This is a genomic window from Curtobacterium sp. MCBA15_008 (genome assembly GCF_001865065.1).
Classification (GTDB): Bacteria; Actinomycetota; Actinomycetes; order Actinomycetales; family Microbacteriaceae; genus Curtobacterium.
Genome location: NZ_MJGN01000026.1, coordinates 1 through 23,802 on the forward strand (window position 1 = coordinate 1; position 23,802 = coordinate 23,802).

The 23,802-nt window shown below is 71.3% G+C and carries 23 protein-coding genes; 18 read left to right on the top strand and 5 right to left on the bottom strand.

The window, feature by feature from the left end:
• Window positions 1-132: 132 nt before the first annotated feature.
• Window positions 133-1,116, bottom strand: coding sequence for a lipoyl synthase (gene lipA / locus BIU96_RS12085; protein ID WP_071292872.1), 984 nt, complete (start codon window positions 1,114-1,116; stop codon window positions 133-135).
• Entirely contained in the window at window positions 1,113-1,778 is a 666-nt protein-coding gene (gene lipB / locus BIU96_RS12090; protein ID WP_071292873.1) for a lipoyl(octanoyl) transferase LipB, read from the bottom strand. Before lipB ends, lipA begins: the two co-directional genes overlap by 4 nt.
• Window positions 1,779-1,954: 176 nt before the next feature.
• Between lipB and ffh the strand changes: the two genes are divergently transcribed.
• Window positions 1,955-3,511, top strand: coding sequence for a signal recognition particle protein (ffh, locus tag BIU96_RS12095; RefSeq protein WP_071292874.1), 1,557 nt, complete (start codon window positions 1,955-1,957; stop codon window positions 3,509-3,511).
• Window positions 3,512-3,773: 262 nt separating this feature from the next.
• Here the strand turns inward: ffh and BIU96_RS12100 are convergent, their stop codons facing one another.
• The gene (locus tag BIU96_RS12100; RefSeq protein ID WP_217642262.1) at window positions 3,774-4,913 is read right to left on the bottom strand and encodes a glutamate--cysteine ligase; all 1,140 of its coding nucleotides are present in this window, start codon (window positions 4,911-4,913) and stop codon (window positions 3,774-3,776) included.
• Window positions 4,914-5,031: 118 nt separating this feature from the next.
• On the opposite strand from BIU96_RS12100, the gene aroA reads away from it, so the two are divergent.
• The 8 genes from aroA to trmD all read left to right on the top strand — a co-directional run bounded on the left by aroA (window position 5,032) and on the right by trmD (window position 14,497).
• Window positions 5,032-8,217, top strand: coding sequence for a 3-phosphoshikimate 1-carboxyvinyltransferase (gene aroA, locus BIU96_RS12105; RefSeq protein WP_071292898.1), 3,186 nt, complete (start codon window positions 5,032-5,034; stop codon window positions 8,215-8,217).
• Window positions 8,214-9,383, top strand: coding sequence for an acyl-CoA dehydrogenase family protein (locus tag BIU96_RS12110; RefSeq protein ID WP_071292876.1), 1,170 nt, complete (start codon window positions 8,214-8,216; stop codon window positions 9,381-9,383). Before aroA ends, BIU96_RS12110 begins: the two co-directional genes overlap by 4 nt.
• 88 nt (window positions 9,384-9,471) lie before the next feature.
• A complete protein-coding gene (locus tag BIU96_RS12115; protein ID WP_083402866.1) occupies window positions 9,472-10,296 on the top strand; it encodes an SDR family oxidoreductase in 825 nt (274 codons plus the stop codon).
• 4 nt (window positions 10,297-10,300) lie between these two features.
• Window positions 10,301-12,418, top strand: coding sequence for an FAD-dependent oxidoreductase (locus BIU96_RS12120; RefSeq protein ID WP_083402867.1), 2,118 nt, complete (start codon window positions 10,301-10,303; stop codon window positions 12,416-12,418).
• Window positions 12,419-12,582: 164 nt separating this feature from the next.
• Complete coding sequence (rpsP, locus tag BIU96_RS12125; protein ID WP_071292877.1) at window positions 12,583-12,993, top strand: 30S ribosomal protein S16; 411 nt, start codon at window positions 12,583-12,585, stop codon at window positions 12,991-12,993.
• Between the two features lie 4 nt (window positions 12,994-12,997).
• On the top strand, window positions 12,998-13,234 hold the full coding sequence (locus BIU96_RS12130; RefSeq protein WP_071292878.1) for an RNA-binding protein: 237 nt from the start codon (window positions 12,998-13,000) through the stop codon (window positions 13,232-13,234).
• The gene (gene rimM, locus BIU96_RS12135; protein WP_083402868.1) at window positions 13,206-13,799 is read left to right on the top strand and encodes a ribosome maturation factor RimM; all 594 of its coding nucleotides are present in this window, start codon (window positions 13,206-13,208) and stop codon (window positions 13,797-13,799) included. The genes BIU96_RS12130 and rimM overlap by 29 nt, the downstream gene beginning before the upstream one ends.
• A gap of 5 nt (window positions 13,800-13,804) precedes the next feature.
• Window positions 13,805-14,497 (top strand): tRNA (guanosine(37)-N1)-methyltransferase TrmD, encoded by a 693-nt coding sequence (gene trmD, locus BIU96_RS12140; RefSeq protein ID WP_071292879.1) that lies wholly within the window; start codon window positions 13,805-13,807, stop codon window positions 14,495-14,497.
• 150 nt (window positions 14,498-14,647) lie between these two features.
• On the opposite strand, the gene map is transcribed toward trmD, so the two are convergent.
• Window positions 14,648-15,430: a type I methionyl aminopeptidase gene (gene map / locus BIU96_RS12145; RefSeq protein ID WP_071292880.1), complete on the bottom strand. Its 783-nt coding sequence runs from the start codon at window positions 15,428-15,430 to the stop codon at window positions 14,648-14,650.
• A gap of 165 nt (window positions 15,431-15,595) precedes the next feature.
• Here map and rplS point away from each other — a divergent pair, with 165 nt between their 5' ends.
• The 9 genes from rplS to BIU96_RS12190 all read left to right on the top strand — a co-directional run bounded on the left by rplS (window position 15,596) and on the right by BIU96_RS12190 (window position 22,753).
• Window positions 15,596-15,952: a 50S ribosomal protein L19 gene (gene rplS, locus BIU96_RS12150; RefSeq protein WP_071292881.1), complete on the top strand. Its 357-nt coding sequence runs from the start codon at window positions 15,596-15,598 to the stop codon at window positions 15,950-15,952.
• Between the two features lie 162 nt (window positions 15,953-16,114).
• On the top strand, window positions 16,115-16,858 hold the full coding sequence (gene lepB / locus BIU96_RS12155; protein WP_071292882.1) for a signal peptidase I: 744 nt from the start codon (window positions 16,115-16,117) through the stop codon (window positions 16,856-16,858).
• Window positions 16,855-17,562, top strand: coding sequence for a ribonuclease HII (locus tag BIU96_RS12160; RefSeq protein ID WP_071292883.1), 708 nt, complete (start codon window positions 16,855-16,857; stop codon window positions 17,560-17,562). The genes lepB and BIU96_RS12160 overlap by 4 nt, the downstream gene beginning before the upstream one ends.
• 148 nt (window positions 17,563-17,710) lie before the next feature.
• Entirely contained in the window at window positions 17,711-18,034 is a 324-nt protein-coding gene (locus BIU96_RS12165) for a DUF2469 family protein (RefSeq protein ID WP_070419101.1), read from the top strand.
• Between the two features lie 105 nt (window positions 18,035-18,139).
• Complete coding sequence (locus BIU96_RS12170) at window positions 18,140-18,493, top strand: Lsr2 family protein (RefSeq protein WP_071292884.1); 354 nt, start codon at window positions 18,140-18,142, stop codon at window positions 18,491-18,493.
• A gap of 166 nt (window positions 18,494-18,659) precedes the next feature.
• Complete coding sequence (locus tag BIU96_RS12175; protein ID WP_071292885.1) at window positions 18,660-19,028, top strand: YraN family protein; 369 nt, start codon at window positions 18,660-18,662, stop codon at window positions 19,026-19,028.
• Complete coding sequence (locus BIU96_RS12180) at window positions 19,025-20,545, top strand: YifB family Mg chelatase-like AAA ATPase (protein ID WP_083402869.1); 1,521 nt, start codon at window positions 19,025-19,027, stop codon at window positions 20,543-20,545. The genes BIU96_RS12175 and BIU96_RS12180 overlap by 4 nt, the downstream gene beginning before the upstream one ends.
• Window positions 20,542-21,795 (top strand): DNA-processing protein DprA, encoded by a 1,254-nt coding sequence (gene dprA, locus BIU96_RS12185; RefSeq protein ID WP_254786127.1) that lies wholly within the window; start codon window positions 20,542-20,544, stop codon window positions 21,793-21,795. The genes BIU96_RS12180 and dprA overlap by 4 nt, the downstream gene beginning before the upstream one ends.
• A 25-nt stretch (window positions 21,796-21,820) precedes the next feature.
• Window positions 21,821-22,753, top strand: coding sequence for a tyrosine recombinase XerC (locus BIU96_RS12190; RefSeq protein WP_139199993.1), 933 nt, complete (start codon window positions 21,821-21,823; stop codon window positions 22,751-22,753).
• A gap of 41 nt (window positions 22,754-22,794) precedes the next feature.
• Here the strand turns inward: BIU96_RS12190 and BIU96_RS19875 are convergent, their stop codons facing one another.
• Complete coding sequence (locus BIU96_RS19875) at window positions 22,795-23,184, bottom strand: M23 family metallopeptidase (RefSeq protein ID WP_071292886.1); 390 nt, start codon at window positions 23,182-23,184, stop codon at window positions 22,795-22,797.
• Between the last annotated feature and the right edge of the window lie 618 nt (window positions 23,185-23,802).

A 23,802-nucleotide genomic window follows, 5' to 3' on the forward strand; every position in this document is an offset into this window, starting at 1 on the left:
ACCGTGCCTCCCGTCCGTCCATTTCCGAGACTCAGGCCGTCTCGCCGAGTTTCGGCCTGAGCGACACTTCACGCGCTCCGGCGCGCGTGAACTGTCGCTCAGCGCGAGTCTCAGCCAGCCCTGCTCCCGGCTTCAGACCGCTTGACGACCCGGCGCCGCGTCGAGCAGGTGCGACAGGTGCTCCGGCACCGTCCCTCCGCGCGCCACCGTCGCGCGGGCCCAAAGGCGACCGGCGCGGTAGGACGAGCGCACGAGCGGACCAGCGAGGACCCCGGCGAACCCCATCCGCTCGGCGACCTCGCGCAGCTCGACGAACTCCTCGGGTCGCACCCAGCGGGCGACCGGTAGGTGGCGAGGCGAGGGGCGGAGGTACTGCGTGAGCGTGATGACGTCCGTGCCGGCGTCGTGCAGGCGTTGCAGGGCGTCCTCGATCTCGGCGCGCTCCTCACCCATGCCGAGGATGAGGTTCGACTTCGTGACGAGGCCGGCGTCTCGCCCCTGCGTGATGACGTCGAGGGAGCGCTCGAAGGTGAACGCCGGACGGATCCGCTTGAAGATGCGCGGGACCGTCTCGACGTTGTGGGCGAAGACCTCGGGGCGGGCGCCGAACACCTGGCCGAGCTGGTCCGGGCGGCCGTTGAAGTCGGGCACCAGGATCTCGACGCCGGTGCCGGGGGAGTGCTCGTGGATCTGGCGGATCGTCTCGGCGTAGAGCCAGGCGCCGCCGTCGGGCAGGTCGTCGCGGGCGACCCCGGTCACCGTGGCGTACTTGAGCCCCATCGACACGACCGAGTCGGCGACCCGGCGCGGTTCGTCGCGGTCGAGCGGTTCGGGCTTGCCGGTGTCGATCTGGCAGAAGTCGCAGCGCCGGGTGCACTGGGAGCCGCCGATGAGGAAGGTGGCCTCGCGGTCCTCCCAGCACTCGAAGATGTTCGGGCAGCCGGCCTCCTGGCAGACGGTGTGCAGCTGCTGGTCGCGGACCAGGCCGGAGAGCTCGCGGAACTCCGGGCCCTGCGTCGCGCGGGTCTTGATCCACGCGGGCTTGGTCTCGATCGGGGTCTCGGCGTTCCGGGCCTCGACGCGGAGCATCCGGCGGCCTTCGGGGGCGAGGGTCATACGAGGGTCTCCTGTCGGGTGCCGGCGTGCATGTGGTCGAACGCTGCCTGGATGCGGGGCGCGACGAGGGCTGCGATCTCCTCGACGGTCACGGGGCGGCCGGCTTCCGTGCTGAGCGTCGTGACGCCGGCGTCCGTGATGCCGCACGGCACGATCGCGGCGTAGGCGTCGAGGGCGTTCGTGCAGTTGATCGCGATGCCGTGGCTCGTGACGCCCTCGGCCACGTGCAGCCCGATCGCGCCGACCTTGGCGTCCGGGGCGCCGTCGTTGCCCCGGACCCAGGCGCCGCTCCGGCCCTCGACCCGCTCGGCGTGCACCCCGACGGCCGCCGCGGTGTCGATGACGACCTGTTCGAGGTCACGCACCCACGCCACGACGTCGAGCGGCTCGGCGAGCCGGACGATCGGGTAGGCGACGAGCTGCCCCGGGCCGTGCCAGGTGATGCGGCCGCCGCGGTCGACCTCGACCACGGGGGAGCCGTCCGTCGGCAGGTCGGACGGCTCCGTGCGGCGGCCGGCGGTGTACACGGACGGGTGCTCGCAGAGGACGATCGCGCCGGGGGAGCGCGCCGCGACGACGGCGGTGTGCAGGTCCTGCTGCAGTGCGAGCCCGTCGGCGAGGTCGAGGAGCCCCGTGCGTCGGACGATCTCGAGTTCCGGCATGCGCCACAGGCTACGACAGTTTCTGGACTCCGTCCAACAACAGGAGATGGTCTGTGTAGGTGGCGTCTGCATCGTCGAGGGAGCAGGAACCGTCGGGTCGCCGTGGGGCACTCGACGATTGCTGCTCCCTCGACCGTCCGACCACCGCACGGCCAGCCTTGTAGAATCGACGGATCATGGCGCAATTCGGTTCACTCTCCGATCGGCTGACCGAGACCTTCCGCAACCTGCGGAGCAAGGGCCGGCTGACCCCCTCCGACGTCGACGGCACCGTCCGCGAGATCCGGCGGGCGCTCCTCGACGCCGACGTCGCGCTCGAGGTCGTCAAGGCGTTCACCGCTGCCGTCCGCGAGCGTGCCCTCTCCGACGAGGTCAACCGCGCGCTGAACCCGGCGCAGCAGGTCGTCCAGATCGTCAACGAGGAACTCGTCGGCATCCTCGGCGGCCAGCAGCGACGCCTCGAGTTCGCGAAGCGGCCGCCGACTGTCATCATGCTCGCGGGCCTGCAGGGCGCCGGCAAGACGACCCTCGCGGGCAAGCTCGGCAAGTGGCTCAAGAAGGACGGCCACACCCCGATGCTCGTCGCGGCCGACCTCCAGCGCCCGAACGCCGTGCAGCAGCTGCAGGTCGTCGGTGAGCAGGCCGGCGTGCACGTCTTCGCACCCGAGCCCGGCAACGGCGTCGGCGACCCGGTGAAGGTCGCGAAGAACGCGATCAAGGCCGCGGTCGACCAGCAGTACGACACCGTCATCGTGGACACCGCCGGACGCCTCGGCGTCGACGCCGAGCTCATGAAGCAGGCGGCGAACATCCGCAAGGCCGTCGACCCGGACGAGGTCCTGTTCGTCATCGACGCGATGATCGGTCAGGACGCGGTCACCACCGCGCGGGCCTTCCAGGAAGGCGTCGACTTCACCGGCGTCGTCCTGTCGAAGCTCGACGGCGACGCCCGCGGTGGTGCGGCCCTGTCGGTCGCCAGCGTCACCGGCCGTCCGATCATGTTCGCCTCCACGGGTGAGGGACTCGACGACTTCGAGCCGTTCCACCCGGACCGCATGGCGAGCCGCATCCTCGACCTCGGCGACATCCTGTCCCTCATCGAGCAGGCGCAGGGTGCCTTCGACGAGGAAGAGGCCCGCAAGGTCGCGGATAAGATCGCGACCGACAACTTCACGCTGAACGACTTCCTGCAGCAGATGCAGCAGCTCCGCAAGGCCGGCTCGATCAAGGGCATGCTCGGCATGCTCCCGGGCGCGAAGGGCATGCGCGAGGCGCTCGACAACTTCGACGAGCGCGAGATCGTCCGCACCGAGGCGATCATCCAGTCGATGACGCCGCAGGAGCGCGAGCTGCCGAAGCTCCTCAACGGCTCCCGCCGACTCCGCATCGCCAAGGGCGCCGGGTCGACCGTGACCGAGGTGAACGCCCTCGTCAACCGTTTCGAGCAGGCCGCGAAGATGATGAAGACCGTCGCTCGCGGTGGCGTGCCGCAGATGCCGGGCATGGGACCGATCCCGGGCATGCACGGCGGCAAGAAGCAGCAGCAGGGCGGCGGCAAGAAGAAGGCCAAGGTCGGCAACCCCGCGAAGCGTGCGGCTCTGGCGGCCGGTGCCGCCGCGGCGCCGCAGCAGGCACCGCAGGGCTCGGGTCTCGGACTCGGCGGCGGTGCGAAGGGCGGCAAGGCGCCCACCGAGGAAGAGCTCGCGTCCCTGCAGAAGTTCCTGGGGCGGTAGTCGCGACCACCTGACGGACGGGAGGCGCGGTGCCAGCTGGCACCGCGCCTCCCGTCCGTTCGTGGTGGCGTCGCGACGTTCCTTCCCATCGCACGCGGCATGGAAGGCAGAATCGCGCGTGGTGGGTCGGAAGGAACGACCTCCTACGAGCGGATCCACTCCCGACGCGCGGAACGACCTCCGACGCGCGGAACGACCTCCGACGCGCGGAACGACCTCCTACGCCCGGAACGACCAGGTACGCCCGGAACGACCAGGCGGGTCAGAGGGACTCGCGCAACTCCGTCACCAGGTGCCGGACGACGGCGCGCAGGTCGCCGCCGTTCTCCTGCGCGACCTGCAACTGCCGCTGGTACGACGCGCCCCGCTCGATCATCGTGTCGAGGTGGTGCAGTTCGTCCTGGCAGCCGAGCCGCTCGGCGATCGGGTCGAGCCGCCGCACCAGGTCGTGCACCTCGTCGGTGACGAGCCGCTCGTCGCCCGCGACGTTGGTGATGATCTCCGCCTCCATGCCGTAGCGGGCGGCGCGCCACTTGTTCTCGCGGATGAACCACGGCTGCATCGTGGGCAGGGTCTCGCCCGCGTCGAGCCGGTCCGAGCAGGCCGTGACCAGGCACTGCACGAGCGCGGTGACGGCGCCGACCTCGTGCAGGGTCGAGATGCCGTCGGAGACCCGGTTCTCGAGCGTGCCCCACTTCGGCGACGGGCGGATGTCCCAGCGCAGGTCCGCGACGCCCTCGACGACGCCGGTGTGGGTGAGGTCTCCGACGACCTCCTCGAAGTTCGCCCAGGCACCCAGCTGCGGGGGCAGCCCACCGGTCGGGAGCTGCTGGAACATGAGCGCCCGGTTCGACGCGTAGCCGGTGTCGGTGCCGGCCCAGAACGGGCTCGACGCGGTGAACGCCTGCAGGTGCGGCACGTAGGCGAGCATCGCGTTCATGATCGGGACCGCCTTGTCGCGGTGGTCGATGCCGACGTGCACGTGGACGCCCCAGATGAGCATCTGCCGTCCCCACCAGCGCGTCCGGTCGATGAGCGTCGTGTAGTGCTCGCTGTCCGGGGTGATCTCCTGCTGGTCCCACTGGGCGAACGGATGCGTCCCGGAGCACATGGCGTCGGCGTCGAGCGGATCGGCCGCGTCGATGACCTCGCCGATGGTGCCGGACAGCTCCGCGGTGGCCCCGCCGACGGTGTCGTGGACGCCCGTGACGACCTCGACCGTGTTCGTCAGGAGCTCCTCGGTGACCTTGTCGTGGTCGCCCAGTCGCTCGTGCACGGCGGCGATGACGGCGGGGGCCCGAGGGGCGAGGTCGCCGGTCGCGCGGTCGACCAGCGGGAGCTCCCACTCGACGCCGATGGTCGACGGGCGGGACTCGGTGAAGCGGATGTCCATGCTGTACATCCTGCCCGGAACCTTGTCGGACACGCACAACGAACCCCGGTCCCGATCGTGCGGATCCGATTCCCAGGAGATCCACACCGGGCGTACCGTGGAAACGCTGAACAGGGAAGAGGTACGCATGCAGTTGGTCGTGCGCGGTACGTCCGCACCGCTCGTCGGAGAACTCGACATCCCGGTCTCGAAGTACCACGCGCACCGCGCGCTGGTGCTCGCGTCGCTGGCGAAGGGGACGAGCATCGTCTCCGGCATCAGTGCGACCCGGCAGGTCGAATGGACCGTGGGCACGCTCCGCGCGCTCGGCGTCGACGTCAAGCGGCGGGGCAACGAGTACCACGTCACCGGGCTCGGTGGCCGGTACGAGGCCACCGACGTGGTCGACCACGGGTCTCGCGGGGCCGACGGTGTCCTCAACATGGGGTCCTCCGGCACGACGCTGTACTTCATGACGGGCCTGGCGTCCCTGGCGGACAAGCCGATGACCCTGTCGGGGATGAAGTACTTCCAGCGCCGACCGATCAAGGCGCTGCTCACCTCGCTCACCCAGATGGGCATCGAGCTCGAGGCGACGAACGACTGCCCGCCCGTCACCGTCCAGCCGAAGCGTCCGCGCGGCGGGGACGTGCAGATCGCCGGCACCCTGTCGCAGTGGATCTCCGGCCTGCTCCTGGTGGCACCGTTCGCCGAGCAGGAGACCCGGATCCACATCACCGGCGGCCGCCTCAACGAGCAGCCGTACGTCGAGCTGACGGTCCGGATGATGCGGCAGTTCGGCCTGACGGTCGAGGTGTCCGACGACTGGCTGGAGTACCGGATCCCGGCGAACCAGCGGGCCACCCCGCACGACTACGTCATCCCGCCGGACATCGGCTCGGCCGCGTTCGGCATCGCCGCCGCCGGCATCCGCGAGTCGAACCTCCTGCTCCGCGGCATGACGGCGTTCACCACCGCCGAGACCGACCACCCGGAGAGCGAGTTCCTCGACCTCGCGACGGCGATGGGCGTCCCGATGCGGATCGACGAGGCGACCGGTTTCGTCCGCATCGAGCACGACGGTTCGCCGCTCAGGCCCCTCGACATCGACTGCCAGCCGATCCCGGACCTGCTGCCGGTGCTGTCGACGATGGCGACCTTCGCCGAGGGCACGACCCGGCTCTGGAACGTGGCGCACATCCGCCTGAAGGAGTCCGACCGCGTTGCGGCGATGCTGCAGCTCAACCGGATGGGCGGTCGTGCCGAGCAGGGCGCCGACGAGCTCCGGGTGACCGGCGTCCGACCGGGCGAGCTGCACGGCAGCCCGATGTCCTCGTTCAACGACCACCGCGTGCTGATGTCGCTCGCGGTCGCCGCGTCGAAGGCCGAGGGCACGTCGTCCCTGACCTACCCGCGCGCGTACCGGATCTCGTACCCCACCTTCCTCGAGGCGATGAACGCCGTCGGACTCGACATGGAGGTCGGCGACGGCCTGGCGGCCCAGGTGGCGCGCGACGACCGGATCGACGCGGCCGAGTCCGAGGCGCCGGAGCGCACCGACCTGGGCGAGACGCACGACGCCCCGGCCCAGCCGCACGAGTCGACCACGGCGGCCCTGCCCGAGCTGACCGGGGTCGACGCCGATCCGCTGGTGCTCAGCGAGAAGGTCCGCGCCCTGTCCGAGCAGGACCCGGACGGCCTCGCCGTGATCGAGGTCGGCGGCCCCGAGCCGGTGAACACCACGTGGCGGGAACTGCAGGACGAGGCCGACAAGGTCTCCGCGCTGCTCCTCGAGCTCGGCGTCCGCCGGGGCGAGTCCGTGGCGATGCAGCTGCCGAACTGGCGTGAGTTCGTGTCGATCACCCTCGGCGCGATCCAGATCGGTGCCGTCGCGACGCCGATCATGCCCGTGTTCGGTCCACGTGAGACGACGATGACGCTCGCCCGGTCCAGGGCCCGCGTGGTGTTCCTGCCGAACCTGTTCCGGAAGCGGCGTCCGGCGCTCGAACTCCTCGACGTCATCGACGAGGCGCAGGCGCAGCAGCGCCGGCTCGCCGTCGAGCACGTCATCGTGCTCCGCGCCGAGGCCCGTGGTGTGGCGGACAGCCCGACGAACCAGCCGCCCCTGCCCGCCGACGCCGCCGAGCGCGTCGCGGCGAGCGACTGGAACTGGCGGTACTTCGACACGGCGCTCGAGTCGGTGCAGGTGGACGTCGACCAGATCCGGTCGCACGCCCCCGGCCCGGACGACGTCTGCCAGCTGCTCTTCACGTCCGGCACCACCGGCGAGCCGAAGGGCGTCCAGCACCCGCACCGCACCCTCGGGCTCGCGACCGCCATGCACGTCGCCCAGTCCGGTCTGACGAGCGCGGACCGGATCTACATCCCGTCGCCGCTCGCGCACCAGACCGGCTTCCTGTACGGCATGCTGCTGGCGTTCCGTCTCGGCGCTCCGCAGGTCATCCAGCCCGTGTGGGACGGCACCGTCGCGCTCGAGCAGGCGTTCGGCGCCGCGGGGGCGACCTTCGTGCAGTGCGCGACGCCGTTCCTCACCGACCTGGTCGACCTGGTCGAGGCCGGCGCACCGCAGCCGGAGTCGCTCCGGATCTTCGTGCCGACGGGGGCAGCGGTGCCCCGGGCGCTGGCGCAGCGGGCGAGCACGGTCCTCGGCAGCGCCATCCTCGGTGCGTTCGGCACGAGCGAGACCTGCCTCGGTGCCCTGTCGAGCCCGTCGGACGACCCGGCGGACGCCTACGGCCACGACGGCCGCGCGCTGCCCGGCATCTCGATCCGCATCGTCGACGACGAGGGCCACGAGCTCCCCGCCGACACCGAGGGCAACTTCGAGCTGTTCTCGCCGACGATGTTCGACGGGTACCTCGACCGACCCGACCTGACCGACGACGTCTTCACCGCCGACGGCTGGTACCGCACGGGCGACCTGGCGAAGCTGTCCGACAAGGGCTTCCTGTCGATCACGGGCCGCATCAAGGACGTCATCAACCGCGGCGGCGAGAAGATCCCGGTCGTCGAGATCGAGAACCTGCTCTACCAGCACCCGCTCATCACCGACGTGGCGATCGTCGCGATGCCGGACGCGCGGCTCGGGGAGCGTGCCTGCGCGTTCGTCGTGCCGGCCGCCGGTGCCGAGCGGCTCGACTTCGCGTCGATGCAGCAGGCCCTCGACAAGGCGGGCGTGAGCAAGTACTACTGGCCGGAACGACTCGAGTACATCGCCGAGCTGCCGCGCAACGCGGTCGGCAAGGTCCAGAAGAACGTCCTGCGCGAGCAGGCAGCCGCGCTCGTCGCGACGAAGGAGAACGAGACACGATGACGCTGGTCACGGAAACCGCAACCGAGCAGGACTTCCAGCAGCTCAAGGCCGAGGTCACCGAGTGGGTGCGCGGTCGCGGCGAGGAGTGGGCCGAGGAGATCGAGCGCACCGGCCAGGTCGCGCCCGAGCTCTTCCAGGAACTCAAGGACAACGGGTGGCTGTCGCTCGCGGCGCCGACCGAGCTCGGTGGCCGGGACATCCCGTTCTCGCGCTACCTCGAGGTCATGGAGATCGTCTCGCGTTCGCACGCGTCGATCCGCATGCTCGTCCACGTCATCAACGGCACCTGGCGTGCGATGGCGCCGTACGCGACGCCGGAGCAGATCGAGCAGGTCGTCAAGCCGAGCGTCGCGGGGGACAAGCTCGTCGCCTTCACGCTGACCGAGGCCACCGCCGGCACCGGCGCGGACCTCCGCACCACGGTCCGTCGCGAGGGCGACACCTACGTGATGAACGGCGAGAAGCACCTCATCACGTTCGGCGTGAAGGCCGACTACTGGCTCATCGCCGCGCGCCTCGAGGGCACCAGCGGCCAGGACGGCACGGTCGCGTTCCTGATGCCGAACTCCGGCCTGCCCGGGGCCGAGGTCATCGACGACTCCGACACGATGGGCATCCGCGGCACCGACCACGCGATCCTGCGGTTCACCGAGACGCCGATCCCGGCCAGCGCCCGCCTGGGCGAGGAGGGCCAGGGCCTCGAGGTCGCGCTCGGCGGGTTCCTGCTGCCGAGCCGCGTGTCCGTCGCGATGAGTGCCGTCGGCCTGGCCGAACGGGCGAACGAGCTCGCCGTCGAGTACGCGAACAAGCGCGAGACCTTCGGCAAGCGGCTCTCCAGCCGGCAGGCGATCCAGTTCTACCTGGCCGAGAACTACGCCGACATCGCGGCCGCCCGCGCCCTGGTGCTCGAGGCTGCGCGCGCCTACGAAGAAGGCCGTCCGGACGCCGGCACCCTGTCGAGCGCCTCGAAGATGGTCGCCGTCGACATGCTCGCCCGGGTCACCGACAAGGCGCTGCAGGTGCACGGCGGCCAGGGCTACTGGAAGCGCAACGCGATCGAGCGCGTCTACCGCGACGCGCGCGCGCAGCGCTTCGAGGAGGGCACCAACGAGATCCAGAAGCTGGTCGTCGGCCGCGCCGTCGTGACCGGCCAGGCCGGGTTCTAGACCGCACCCCAGTACCGGACTGGAGGCGCGGTGCGGCCCCGCACCGCGCCTCCCGTCCGTCACCCACCACCGTCAGCAAAGGACTGCAGTGACCGACTCCACCAACGCTCCCATCGCACTCATCACGGGCGCCTCGCGCGGCATCGGCCGCCTGCTCGCCCAGAAACTGGGCCAGCGCGGCGTCACCGTCGTCGTGACGTACAAGGGCAACGCCGACCTGGCCGAGGAGTCGCTGGCCGACGTCAAGGCCGCCGGTGGGGACGGCATCACGGCGCAGGTCGACATCGAGCAGCCGGAGTCGATCGATGCGCTGTTCGACCTGGTGCGGGACACCTACGGCCGCCTCGACTACTTCGTCGCGAACGCCGCCGCCAGCGCGTTCAAGCCGGTGAAGGAACTCAAGCTGCACCACCTCGACCGCAGCTACGCCACGAACGCGCGCTCGTTCGTGCTCGGTGCGCAGCGTGCCGCCGAGCTGATGGACAAGGGCGGCCGGATCGTCGTCGTCACCTCGTACGGATCGCTCCGCGCGTTCCCGACCTACGCCGCGCTCGGCGCCGCGAAGGCCATGAGCGAGTCCTACATGAAGTACATGGCGGTCGAGTTCGGTCCGCGGCAGATCACCGTCAACGCGGTGAACGGCGGCCTCATCGACACCGACTCGCTCGAGTACTTCTACACGAAGGTCCCCGGCCAGGCGCCGATCGAGACCGTCTACGAGAAGCTGCCGCTGCAGCGCCCGGGCACCGCCGACGACATGGCCGACGCGGTGGACTTCCTGCTGTCCGACAAGGCGTCGTACATCACGGGACAGGTCCTGTCGGTCGACGGTGGCCTGACCGTCATCGCACCGCCGTACTGGGCGGACACCACCTCGCCGCTCCGCGACGCCGTGCTCCCCGCGGCAGAATAGGCGCATGAGCAGCGTCGCTTCCGCCCCCGTCGTGCCGGACTCCCTCCGGACCGTCGCGTCACCCTGGACCCTCGGCCCCCTGCACCTGGCGAACCGGGTGGTGATGGGGTCGATGCACACCGGGCTCGAGGTGCACGACGACGGTGGGGCCGGCATGGCGGCGTTCTACCGCGAGCGTGCTGCCGGCGGCGCCGCGTGCATCATCACGGGTGGCATCGCGGTGAGCGACGAGGCCCGTGGCGGCCCGGACTTCGCCGTGTTCGGCGTCGGGGGAGCGGACGAGCGGTTCCGTGCCGCGGTCGAGGCCGTGCACGACGAGGGCTCCGTCATCCTCGCGCAGCTCTTCCACGCCGGGCGGTACGCGCTCGCGTCGGGGATGGTCGACCGGCACGGCGACCCGCAGCGCGTGGTGGCACCGTCGGCCCTGCCGTGGGCGGCCGCGCGCGGGGTCGTGCCCGACGCGTTGACGGGCGCCGAGGTCGAGCGGACCATCGAGGACTTCGCGACCGCTGCGCGCACCGCCCGGGACATCGGGTTCGACGGCGTCGAGATCATGGCGTCCGAGGGCTACCTGATCAACCAGTTCCAGTCGCCGCTGACGAACCTGCGCGACGACGAGTGGGGCGGTTCCCCGGAGCGCCGGCGGCGGTTCGCGATCGAGGTCGTCCGCGCCGTGCGGTCCGCCGTGCCCGACCTGGCGGTGACGATCCGGCTCTCCGGCGCCGACCTGATGCCGGGGTCCTCGACGGACGACGACGTCGACGCCCTGGTGCACGACCTGCTGCCGCTCGGGCTCGACGGGATCTCGGTCGGCATCGGCTGGCACGAGTCCCGCACGCCGACCGTGCAGGCCGCGGTGCCGCACGGGGCTTGGCTCGCGTACGCAGCGCGCATCGCCGGGGTCGTCCGCGCGTCGCCGTACCCGGACGTCCGGGTGATCGCGTCGAACCGGATGACGGACCTGCGCGACGGCGAGGCCGTGCTGGCCGACGGGCTCATCGACGCGGTGGCGCTCGCCCGGCCGTTCCTCGCCGACCCGGCGATCGTGTCCCGCTCGCTCGACGGCCGGTTCGGGCTCGTGAACACCTGCATCGGCTGCAACCAGGCGTGCCTCGACCGGTCGATCGTGGGCCAGCCGGTGTCCTGCCTGGTCAACCCGCGCGCCGGCCGCGAGGTCGCGTTCCCGGCCCGTCCGACGACGGAGCCGAAGCGCGTCGACGTGGTCGGCGGTGGGCCGGCCGGACTCGCGGCCGCCGTCGACGCTGCACGCCGCGGGCACACCGTGACGCTCTGGGAGGCCGCCGACCGGCTCGGCGGCCAGTTCGAGCTCGCCGCGCTCGTACCGGGCAAGGAGGACTACGCCGCCACGGTCCGCTCGGCCCGTGCGGAACTCGAGGAGCGCGGCGCGACCGTCCACCTCGGTCGGGCCGCGACCGCAGCCGACCTGGCCGACAGCGACGCCGTCGTGCTCGCGCCCGGGGTGGTCCCGCGCACCGTCGACATCCCGGGGTCGTCGCTGCCGCACGTCCGAACCTACGAGCAGGCGCTCCGCGAGGGCGTCCCCGCGGGCACCGTCGCGGTGATCGGCGGCGGGGGGATCGGCGTCGACACCGCGGCGTTCCTCACCGAGTCGCCCGACGAGGCGCAGCGTGCGACGCAGTTCGCCGCCCGCTGGGACCTCGACGTGTCCGAGGTCGTCGTCGGCGACGTGCCGCAACGGCTCCCCGCCGCGACCCGCACGCTCCGACCCGGCAGCGACGTCACCGTGCTCCGACGCTCGGGCAAGTTCGGCCAGGGGATCGGCATCACGTCCCGCTGGGTCGCGATCGGTCGGCTCCGCGACGCCGGCGTGCACATGGTCGGCGGTGTGCAGGAGTACCTGCGCATCGAGCCGGGCACGCTCTGGATCCGCGACGAGCACGGCGACGAGCAGGCGGTCCCCGCCGACCACGTCGTGCTCTGCGCCGGGCAGGAACGCGGGCCGGTCGACGGACTCGTGGCCGGTCTCCGGGACGCCGGTGTGCCGCACGCCGTCGTCGGTGGGGCCCGCGACGCGCGGAACGTGGACGCGGTCCGCGCGACCTCCGAGGCACTCGAAGCGGTCCGACGACTCGCCCCGTAGCGAGTCGACTCGCATCCGGCCCGGGAATCTGTAAGAATGAACGGTCGAATCGCGCCTGCTCGACCCTCTATCCAGCTGTGCGCGACTCATTCCGAGCTTTCACCGTGTGTGCCCCCACGCCCGCGGTTCCGGTTCAACCACAACATCACGCAACAGGAGTAATTGTGGCTGTCAAGATCCGTCTCAAGCGCCTCGGCAAGATCCGTGCGCCGTACTACCGCATCGTCGTCGCCGACTCGCGCACCAAGCGCGATGGTCGAGTGATCGAGGAGATCGGCAAGTACCACCCCACCGAGGAGCCCTCGTTCATCGAGGTCAAGTCCGACCGTGCGCAGTACTGGCTCGGCGTCGGCGCGCAGCCGACCGAGCAGGTCGCGGCGCTCCTCAAGCTCACCGGCGACTGGGCCAAGTTCAAGGGCGAGAAGGACACCGAGTCCAAGGTCAAGGTCAAGCAGCCGAAGGAGCCCTTCGTCGTCGACTCGTCGAAGAAGGCCGTCCTGAAGCCCAAGTCGGAGAAGAAGGCCCCGGCCGCTCCGGCCGAGGCCGACGACGCAGCAGAGACGACCGAGGCGTAATTCCTTGCTCGCTTCCGCGCTGACGCACCTCGTCAAGGGGATCGTCGATCACCCTGACGACGTGCGCGTCGCCAGCTCCACCTCCCCACGCGGCGAGGTCCTCGAGGTGCGTGTGCACCCCGAGGACCTCGGCCGCGTGATCGGTCGCGCCGGACGGACCGCAAAGGCGCTGCGCACCCTCGTCTCGGCTCTCGCCGACGGCAAGCGGGTGCGTGTCGACGTGGTCGACACCGATTCCTAGGGAGACGACCCAGCTCCGGGTGGGTCGCATCACGAAGGCGCACGGGCTCAAGGGCGGCATCAAGCTCGAGCTCTACACCGACGACCCGGATCGTCGGTTCACCCCGGGCGCCACCTTCACGCTCCAGGTCCCCGACGACTCACCGTGGTCGGGCAAGACCCTCGAGCTGGACGAACTCCGCTGGTACAACGGTCACCCCGTCGCGTTCTTCGCCGGGATCGACGACCGCACCGCGGCCGAGTCCCTGGCCCGCATCATCCTGTGGGTCGAACAGGACGCCGACGCCGTGACCGGCGAGGACGACGCCTGGTACGACCACCAGCTGGTCGGGCTCCGCGTCCTCCGCGACGGCGTCGAGGTCGGCACCGTCGCACGCGTCGACCACCTGCCCGCGCAGGACCTGCTCGCGATCGACACCCCGTCTCGCGGCGAGGTCCTCGTGCCGTTCGTCTCGGCGATCGTGCCCGCGGTCGACATCGCGGCCGGCACCGTCACGGTGACGCCGCCGCAGGGGCTGTTCGAGGACCCCGAGGACACCTCGCGCCCCGAGACGGTCACGGACTAGTCCCCGTGCGGATCGACATCGTCACGATCTTCCCGGAGTTCTTCTCCGTGCTCGACGTGTCCCTGCTGGGCAAGGCCCGGCAGGACGGACTGCTCGACGTGCATGTGCACGACCTGCGGAAGTGGACGACCGACCGACACCGCACCGTCGACGACACCCCGTACGGCGGGGGAGCGGGCATGGTCATGAAGCCCGAGCCGTGGGCGCAGGCGCTGGACGCCCTGTTGCGGCCGGACGGCTCGTCGACCCTGGTCGTCCCGACGCCCGCCGGCACGCCCTTCACGCAGTCCATCGCGCGCTCGCTCGCGTCGACGGCCGACCACCTCGTGTTCGCCTGCGGGCGCTACGAGGGCATCGACGCCCGCGTCTTCGAGTGGGCAGCGTCGCGTTGCTCGGTCGTCGAACTCTCGCTCGGCGACTACGTGCTGAACGGCGGCGAGGTCGCCGCGATGGCGATGATCGAGGCCGTCGGGCGACTCGTGCCCGGGGTCGTCGGCAACCCCGAGTCCCTCGTCGAGGAATCCCACGAGGACGGCCTCCTCGAGTACCCCTCGTACACGAAGCCCGCCTCGTGGCGCGGCCTCGACGTGCCGGACGTGCTGCTGAGCGGCCACCACGCGCGTGTCGGTGCCTGGCGGCACGAGCAGCAGGTGGAGCGGACGCGGCGCGTCCGTCCGGACCTGCTGCCGCCTGCCTGACCGGTTGGCGCGCTTGCCTGCTGGAAGGATTTCGGGCTGAGCGACACTCCTCGCGGTTCGTTCCGCGTGAACTGTCGTTGAGCACGAAACCCGGCTCCGGCGCGTCTGCCTGGAGGCACGGGGCGGGCTGGCACCGCGCCTCCAGGCCCGCTACTGGTCGCGCTGGGCGCGACGGAGGGTCAGCACCTCGGGACCGGTCTCGGTCACCGCGACGGTGTGCTCGACGTGGGCGGCACGGGAGCCGTCGACGCTCTTGAGCGTCCAGCCGTCGGCGTCCTGGTAGAGCTCGTCGGTGCCCTGCATGAGCCACGGCTCGATCGCGACCACGAGACCCGGCCGCAGCTTGAGCCCGCGACCCGGACGCCCGTCGTTCGGCACGTGCGGGTCACCGTGCATCGTGTGGCCCACGCCGTGTCCGCCGAACTGCAGGTTCACGTCGTAGCCGCCGTCGTGCGCGACCCGACCGATCGCGTACGACACGTCACCGAGCTTGTTGCCGGGTCGGAACTGCGCGATGCCCGCGACCAGCGCGCGCTCGACGGTGTCGATGAGGGTCTGGTCCTCGTCGCGGGGCGTCCCCACCTGCACCGAGACGGCGGAGTCGGCGACCCAGCCATCCACGCTCGCGGCGAAGTCGAGACTGACGAGGTCGCCGTCCACGAGCGTGTAGTCGTGCGGCAGCCCGTGCAGCGCCGCGTCGTTCACGGACGTGCAGAGGTTCTTGCCGAACGGCGACTGGCCGAACGACGGGTGGTAGTCGACGTAGCAGCTCTCGGCGCCCCGGTCGGCGATCAGCTTCGCGGCGACGCGGTCGAGGTCCAGGAGGTTCACGCCGACGTCGACGGTGTCGAGCAGCTCGTCGAGGACGTCGGCCACGAACCGGCCGGCGACACGCAAGCCGTCCAGCTCGGCGGGGGTGCGGAGTTCGATCATGCGTCCATCCTCGCGCGTTTTGCGCCGGTCGTTCTCTGTGGCAAGATGGGTAGCCGTGCCCTGGCTGGACTCTGCCACGGGGGAGTCGCCGACACCGGGCACACACACCACTTACCGAAATCGATCCGCGGCGACCCGTGTGCGTCCGCAGAGAGTGACCCAATCATGAGCCAGCTCCTCGACCACGTCGACGCAGCATCGCTGCGCACCGACGTCCCGGACTTCCGTCCCGGCGACACCATCAAGGTGCACGTCAACATCATCGAAGGCACGCGCTCGCGTGTCCAGGTGTTCCAGGGCGTCGTCATCGGCCGCCAGGGTCACGGCCTCGGCGAGACCTTCAAGGTCCGCAAGGTGAGCTTCCAGGTCGGCGTCGAGCGCTGGTTCCCGGTGCACTCGCCGATCATCGACCACATCGAGATCGTCACCAAGGGTGACGTCCGTCGTGCGAAGCTCTACTACCTCCGCGAGCTCCGCGGCAAGGCGGCCCGCCGCAAGATCAAGGAGAAGCGCGACAACTGATCGCCTTCACAGCGAGCGTCCGCGAGCCGGACTCCGCTGTCGGCCCCTCGTCCATGTACGGTTGTGCATCGACGGGGGGCCTTCTCCGTGCTGGCTCCTCGCGGGACCCGCGGGGTCGTGACGGCCCCGTCGTGGGCTTGTGGTGTGTGAACGAGAGCGGAAATGACGGACACGACTGACGAAACCGGGCAGCGGCCCCGGATCGAGAAGCGGCGCAACGGTGTCCTCACCTTCATCCGTGACCTCGTCATCATCTTCCTCGCGGCACTGCTCGTGTCGTTCCTCGTCAAGACGTTCCTGATCCGGTCGTTCTACATCCCGTCGGCGTCGATGGAGAACACGCTGCAGATCAACGACCGGGTGATCGTCAACGAACTCGTCCCGAACGTGGTCTCGCTGAAGCGCGGCGACGTGGTGGTCTTCAAGGACCCGGGCGGGTGGCTCACCGGATCCGACGTGCCGAACGTCACGCCGGACACCCAGCCCGCCAAGGCCATCGACTGGCTCCTGACGCAGGTCGGACTCGGCACCGGCGACAGCGACGACCACCTCATCAAGCGGGTCATCGGCCTGCCGGGTGACAAGGTCTCCTGCTGCAACGACCTCGGACAGATGTCCGTCAACGGCGTCCCGATCAAGGAGCCGTACCTCAAGCTCCCCGCCGGTGCCCCCGCCTCGGCGACCGACTTCTCCGTCACCGTGCCGAAGGGCACCATCTGGGTGATGGGCGACAACCGGAACGACTCGAAGGACTCCCGGTACAACGGCGACACGCCCTCGAAGGGGTTCGTCCCGCTGTCCGACGTCACCGGACGGGCGTTCGTGATCTCCTGGCCGTCCAGCCGGTGGACCTGGCTCGACGACCACCCCGAGGTCTTCGCCGGCGTGGAGGAGAAGGACGAGTGACCGCCGTCCGTCCGTCGCTCCGTCTCGAGAAGAAGCTCCTCGCTGAGGGGCGTCTGACCGTGATCGGCATGGACGAGGTCGGTCGCGGCGCGATCGCCGGACCGGTTGCGGTCGGCGTCGCCGCGGTGACGATCGACATCGGACGGGTACCGCAGGGCCTGGCCGACTCGAAGCTGCTCACTGCCCCGCGGCGGGAAGCACTGGACCCGGTCGTGCGCCGGTGGACCCGGACCGCGGTTGGCATGGCGTCCGCGACCGTCGTCGACGAGCAGGGCATCGTGCCCGCGCTCGGGCAGGCGGGAGCCGCAGCACTCCACACGCTCGTCGACGAGGGGCTGTCCCTCGACGGGGCGGTGGTCGTCCTCGACGGCTCGTTCGACTGGCTGACCCGTGCCGTCCCGCTGACCCTGCGGACGCCGTCCGACCCGCTCGAGGTCGTCGTGCGCGTCAAGGCCGATCGTGACTGCGCCTCGGTCGCGGCGGCGTCGGTCGTCGCGAAGGTCGCTCGGGACGCCCTGATGACGGCGGCCCACGACGAAGTCCCGCACTACGCCTGGGCGTCGAACAAGGGGTACGGGTCGACGGCGCACTACGACGCGATCCGGTCCGTGGGGGCGCACGAGCTGCACCGGAAGAGCTGGCTGCACCAGGCGACGAGCGTCGCGCTGGACGGGTTCGCCGAGTTGGACGCGCTCGCGGGCTGAGTGGGCGGTCGCGCGGGGTCGCGCGCGGGCGCGCGGGCGTGGGTGCTGGCCCAGGCGGGCGCGGGGGCGGGTGCGCGCGGGTGCTGGCGCTGGTGCGTGCGCGGGTGTTGTGCCGCGGGTGCCCCGGTCGCCGTAGACTGTGGGCGCGATGGATGACGACGAATTCGACGACTACGACCGCGAGGTCGAACTTGCCCTGTACCGCGAGTACCGCGACGTCGTGTCGCAGTTCCGGTACGTGGTCGAGACCGAGCGGCGTTTCTACCTGGCCAACGAGGTCGAACTCGCCCGCCGGGACACCGAGCACGATTTCTACTTCGAATTGACGATGAACGACGTCTGGGTCTGGGACGTCTACCGTTCCGATCGGTTCGTGAAATCCGTGCGGGTCCTCACGTTCAAGGACGTGAACGTCGAGGAACTGACCTCTCGTGAACTCGAACTGCCGAAGGAACTCGCACTCGACGAGTGATCTTCACTTCTATTGCAATCCCGGGAATCGCCGTCCATCGGTGACCCGAATTGCATTCCCGCGCTAATGTGGTGGTGATTTCCGTCCCCGAAACAGGAGCACGCCATGGCACAGAAGGTCACCGTTCAGCTCGTCGACGACCTCGACGACTCGCCCATCACCCCCGGTGAAGGCCGCACGGTCGAATTCGCCTTCGACGGCTCGTCCTACGAGATCGACCTGACGGACGACAACGTCGACAAGTTCCGCGAAGCGATCTCGGACTACGTCGCAGCGGCTCGGAAGGTCTCCGGCCGTCGTTCGTCCGGCGGCGCTTCCGCCCCGAAGTCGGCCCCCAAGCGCGGCAACTCCGAGGAACTCGGCAAGATCCGCGAATGGGCGAAGGAGAACGGCTACGAGGTCTCCACCCGTGGTCGCATCTCCACCCAGGTGCAGGAAGCGTACGCAGCCGCGCACTGACCGCGGTGCTGCAGGACCCGGACGACCTCGGTCGTCCGGGTCTTTCTTCTTTGTGCGAGCTGCTTTGTCCTCCACAGAAACCGATATCGGAATGGCTCTCCACAATCCTTGACCAGGAGCCCCGTCGGCCGTCCGGCTGCGCGAACCTCGCAGCGGAGGCAACGACATGGAACGAACACCGCTGCGGAACGGCAGCCTCGGACGGTTCGGTGAAGACCGAGCAGCAAAATGGTTGGCGGACCACGGGTACCGCCTGGTCGAGCGCAATTGGCGGTGTGCCCGGGGCGAGGTGGACATCATCGCGTGGCAGTCGTGCACGCTGGTGTTCATCGAGGTGAAGACACGCTCCGGTGTCTCGACCGGACACCCGGTCGAGGCGATCACCGCGTCGAAGATGTCCCGGTTGCGGCGACTGGTGCCGACGTGGTTCGACGAGCATCCCGAGGTCTCGGCGCGCGCGATCCGGATCGACGCCGTCGCGGTGCACGTCGACGGGGACCGGGTGGTCGTCGAACACCTCGAGGGCGTCCGGTGACCGGCATCGGCCGGGCGGCGGCCGTCGCGCTCGTGGGCGTCTCGGGGCGCCGGATCGAGGTCGAGGCGCACCTCACGAGCCAGCTCCCGGCGTTCAGCATCATCGGGCTGCCGGACACCTCCCTCGGCGAGGCCCGCGAACGGGTCCGGGCGGCCGCAGCCAACGCCGGCTGCCCGCTGCCGGCACGGCGGATCACCGTGAACCTGACGCCGGCGGCGATCCCGAAACGGGGGTCCGGGTTCGACCTGGCCATCGCGATGGCGGTGCTGGCCGGAGCGGACGTCGCCCCGGACGTGTCCGAACGCATCGTCTACATCGGTGAACTCGGGCTCGACGGGCGGGTTCGACCGGTCCCCGGGGTGATCCCGATGGTGCTCGCGGCTCGCGACGCGGGGGCCCGACGCGTGGTCCTCCCCGTCGGCAACCTCGCCGAGGCCCGCATCGTCGGGGGTGTCACGGTGACGGGCGTGGACTCCCTCCGCGCCGCGGCCATCGACGCCGGTGCGCTCCTGCCCGGCATCGAGGTGGACGCCGTCCTGCCGATCGCCGCGCCGCCGGAGCGTCGTCCGGTCGCCGAGCTCTCCGACGTCGTCGGCAACCCGATCGGTGTGCGCGCCGTGATCGCGGCGGCGGCTGGTGGGCACCACGCGTTGCTCCTCGGACCGCCGGGCGCCGGCAAGACCATGCTGGCGGAGCGGCTGCCCGGGCTCCTGCCCGACCTCGACGAGGACGCCGCGCTCGAGGTCGCTGCCGTCCGGTCGGTCGCCGGGCACGGAGCCGCGTCCTGGACGACGCGGCCGCCCTGGGAAGCGCCGCACCACTCCGCGTCCGCCGTCGCGCTCGTCGGCGGCGGCACCGGCGTCATCCGGCCGGGTGCGGTGTCCCGGGCGACCCGGGGCGTGCTGTTCCTCGACGAGGCGCCCGAGTTCCCACGGGCGGTGCTCGACGCGCTGCGGCAGCCGCTCGAGTCCGGGCGGATCACCGTGCACCGCGCCGCCGGAGCCGCCGAGTTCCCGGCACGGTGCCAGGTGCTCCTCGCCGCGAACCCGTGCCCGTGCGGGAACGCGGGCGACCGGTTCAATCCCTGCGAGTGCACGGCCGCGACCGTGCGGCGGTACCTCGGACGGATCTCCGGTCCGCTCCTCGACCGCATGGACATCCGGGTGCGGGTGCCGCGCGTGACGACGGGGCACATGCGGAGCGGGGACGGCTCGACCCCCACCACGGCAGAGGCCCGGCGGGTCGTCGAGGAGGCCCGCGACCGGATGCGCGAACGACTGCGGGGGACCGGCTGGTCGAGGAACGCCGAGGTCGCCGGTTCCTGGCTCCGGGGCGCCGGTCGTTCCGAGCCCGGCGCGACGGAGGCCCTCGACAAGGCGCTCGACCACGGTTCGTTGACGATGCGCGGGTGGGACCGGGCGATGCGGCTGGCCTGGACCCTGGCCGACCTGCAAGGAGCCGGACGGCCCGGTGCCCGGCACGTCCGCGAGGCCCTCGCGCTCCGGAGCGCGCTGTGAGCGGCGGGGACCTGCTCGCTGTCGTCCGGGCGGCGCTCGGGCCGGTCGGCGCAGAGGTCGACCCGGTCCAGGCGGCCGCGCGGGTGGCGTGGTCCTCACTCACCGAACCGGGCGACGCCGTGGCGGGGGAGTTGGTGACGGTGCTCGGCGCGGAACGGGCGCTCGGCCTCGTCGTCGAGGCGTGCGAGGCGACCGAGGAGGACGGCTCGGGCGGGTTCATCGCGGCCTGCGCCGAGGCCGGAGTCGACGGCGCTGAGGACCCGGACACGTTCCGTCCGGTCGTCCGCTCCGCGCTCGACCGCTGGCGGCCGCGGCTGGGACGCTCCGACGTCGGGGACGTGATCGCGGCCGGACGGAACGTGGGCGCCCGGCTGCTCGTGCCGGGGGCCGACGGATGGCCCGGCAGCGTCGACGACCTCGGTCCGCACGCGCCCCTGGTCCTCTGGAGGCGCGCGGCCTCCGCCGAGGCGCTGCCGTCGCTCGCGGTCGTGGGGGCGCGGGCGAACACCGTCGCCGGAGCGGAAGCCGCCGCTGAGATCACCTCCACCGCAGCGGACGCCGGCTGCGCGATCATCAGCGGCGGGGCGTACGGGATCGACGCCGTGGCCCACCGCGTCGCGATCGCCGCGGGTGCCCCGACGGTCGCGGTGCTCGCCGGGGGGATCGACCAGATGTACCCCGCAGGCAACGTCGACCTGCTGCGGAACGTCGCGCGGCAGGGTGCGCTGCTCGCCGAGTCGCCGCCGGGCACCCGGCCGACGCGGTGGCGGTTCCTCGCGAGGAACCGACTGATCGCGGCTCTCGGGGACGCCACCGTCGTCGTCGAGGCCGGTGCGCGTTCCGGCGCGCTCAACACGGCGCACCACGCGGGACAGCTCGGGCGGCCGGTGTTCGCCGTGCCCGGTGCGTTCTCCTCCTCGGCGTCGGTGGGGTGCCACCGGCTCGTCGCACAGGGCCGCGCGCAGCTCGTCGTCCACCCGAGGGACCCTGCCGACGCAGCCTTGGCGGGCTCCCTCCCTGCCGGTGCCGGTGCCGGCGCCGGCGCCGGAGTCGTCGACGAACCGTTGGCGGGTGCGCGCCTCGATCCCGAGGTCCTCCGCGTGCTCGACGCCCTCGGCCGGCGGGCGATGAGCGATCACGACGTCGCCGTCCGGTCCGGGATGTCCCTCGCCGAGGTCGCCGACGCCCTCGCGCTCGGACAGCTCCAAGGCCTCGTCACGCACACCTCCGGCGGGTGGGTACGGGCGTGACGGGGGCCGGACCTACGCTGGGGCCGTGGTGGAGCAGACGGACGGACGGTTGGTGGCGGCGGTCGACGCCTTCCTCTCGCACGCCCGGCACGGGCGTGGCCTCAGCGAGCAGACCGTCCGGGCGTACGCCAACGACCTCGAACAACTCGTCGCGTTCGCTGGCGAGCGGGGCGTCGAGTCGGTCGGTGACCTGGGGCTCGAACTCCTCCGCGACTGGCTCTGGGACGCCGACCACCGGGGGCTCGCACGCTCGACCATCGCCCGTCGGTCGTCGTCGGTCCGGGCCTTCACCCGCTGGGCGAGTGAGTCCGGGGTCCTCGCCGTCGACCCGGGCGCGCGGCTCCGTGCTCCGAAGGGCGCGTCGCACCTGCCGCGCGTCGTGTCGGCGGACCAGGTGCGGACGATCCTCGACGGTCTCGCGGGACGAGCCGCAGCGGACGACCCGGTGGCGTTGCGGGATCTGGCGGTCATCGAGCTCCTGTACGCGGCGGCCATCCGGGTGAGTGAGCTCGTCGGCATCGACGTGCTCGACGTCGACCGCGGGCGGCTCACCGTCCGGGTGCTCGGCAAGGGCGGTCGTGAACGGGTCGTGCCGTTCGGGGTGCCCGCCCGCGACGCGCTCGAGGCGTGGCTCGACCGCGGTCGGCCCGCGCTGCTCGCTTCCGCGGAACCGCCGGAGCCCCGCGCGCTCTTCCTCGGGGATCGTGGCGCTCGGCTCGGCGTGCGCGGTGCGTACCGGATCGTGGCACGGGTGCTGCAGGACCTCCCGGGCGAGGGGCCGAGCGGACCGCACACCTTCCGGCACACCGCGGCGACGCACCTGCTCGACGGGGGAGCGGACCTCCGTGCCGTGCAGGAGATGCTCGGGCACGCCAGTCTCGGCACCACGCAGATCTACACGCACGTCTCCTCGGCGCGCCTCCGCGAGGTCTACCGAACGGCACACCCCCGCGCCTGACCGCGTGACCGCGTGACCGCGTGACCGCCTGACCGAGTCCGTCAGCCGTCCCAGGTGCCCTCCGGCAGCAGGACCGGCCACTCGGCTGCCGGGAGGTACGGCGTGGGGTCGACGTACCGGCCGTCCAGCCTCGCGCCGAGGTGCAGGCACGGAGCCGACGCGGGGCAGTGCCCGACCGCGACGGTTCCGACCACGTCGCCCTGTTCGACGACGTCCCCGGCTGCCACCGTCGGCGTGACCGAGTCGAGCGTGCTGACCAGTCCGTCGCCGTGGTCGACCGTGACCACGGGCCTGCCGCCGACCGAGCCGGCGAACGCCACGGTGCCGTCGTCGACCGCCGCCGCGCCTGCACCGAGCGCAGCGGGGACGTCGATGCCCCGGTGGCCCGCCGCGTAGTCGTTCGCCGGGGCCTCCCACGGGCGTCCGACCACTCGGGTGCCGGTCGGCCACGCCCACGGTGCCGTCGCATCGCCAACCACAACACCAGCACGAGTGCCAGCGCCAGCGCCGTCGCCGCTGCCGTCACCCCCGGCATCGGCCCTGGCATGGACGCCGGACGACGACCCGGACGTCGTGGCGACACCGGGCAGCACCATCACGCACGACACCAATGAGCCGACGGCAGCGATGAGCAGGGCACCCACCCGGGGTCGAAGTCGTGAGCCGATCCGCATGGAGCAAGCCTTGTGCCGTGGACCGCAGGCGTGGCGGAGGTGGGCGGATCTGTGGGAAGTGGGTCGTGCCTCCAGGCCGGTGGAGGAGGCGCGCGCGCAACGGACGACCACGCGGTTGTCGTACGACGACGACCGTGTCGTCACCGCGCGACTGCAACCGTTGCGGACGCGCGGTTGCGACACCGCGGATGTCGTACGACGTCGACGGTGTCGATCCGAGTCGCCAGAGCGCCAGAGCGCCAGAGCGCCACCCCCACCCGCGCCCCGATTGCACCCGTCCCCCGATCGGGGAGTACAGTCGGGGCCGCTCCGGACCACGCAACGCCGCTCGGACGGCGAACCAGCCGACCGCCGGGGCACCGTGCCCACAGCAGC

Coding starts and splice junctions, on each gene's coding strand:
- lipA (WP_071292872.1), bottom strand. CDS start 1,116: ATGACCCTCGCCCCCGAAGGCCGCCGGATGCTCCGCGTCGAGGCCCGG.
- lipB (WP_071292873.1), bottom strand. CDS start 1,778: ATGCCGGAACTCGAGATCGTCCGACGCACGGGGCTCCTCGACCTCGCC.
- ffh (WP_071292874.1), top strand. CDS start 1,955: ATGGCGCAATTCGGTTCACTCTCCGATCGGCTGACCGAGACCTTCCGC.
- BIU96_RS12100 (WP_217642262.1), bottom strand. CDS start 4,913: ATGTACAGCATGGACATCCGCTTCACCGAGTCCCGCCCGTCGACCATC.
- aroA (WP_071292898.1), top strand. CDS start 5,032: ATGCAGTTGGTCGTGCGCGGTACGTCCGCACCGCTCGTCGGAGAACTC.
- BIU96_RS12110 (WP_071292876.1), top strand. CDS start 8,214: ATGACGCTGGTCACGGAAACCGCAACCGAGCAGGACTTCCAGCAGCTC.
- BIU96_RS12120 (WP_083402867.1), top strand. CDS start 10,301: ATGAGCAGCGTCGCTTCCGCCCCCGTCGTGCCGGACTCCCTCCGGACC.
- map (WP_071292880.1), bottom strand. CDS start 15,430: ATGATCGAACTCCGCACCCCCGCCGAGCTGGACGGCTTGCGTGTCGCC.
- rplS (WP_071292881.1), top strand. CDS start 15,596: ATGAGCCAGCTCCTCGACCACGTCGACGCAGCATCGCTGCGCACCGAC.
- lepB (WP_071292882.1), top strand. CDS start 16,115: ATGACGGACACGACTGACGAAACCGGGCAGCGGCCCCGGATCGAGAAG.
- BIU96_RS12165 (WP_070419101.1), top strand. CDS start 17,711: ATGGATGACGACGAATTCGACGACTACGACCGCGAGGTCGAACTTGCC.
- BIU96_RS12170 (WP_071292884.1), top strand. CDS start 18,140: ATGGCACAGAAGGTCACCGTTCAGCTCGTCGACGACCTCGACGACTCG.
- BIU96_RS12175 (WP_071292885.1), top strand. CDS start 18,660: ATGGAACGAACACCGCTGCGGAACGGCAGCCTCGGACGGTTCGGTGAA.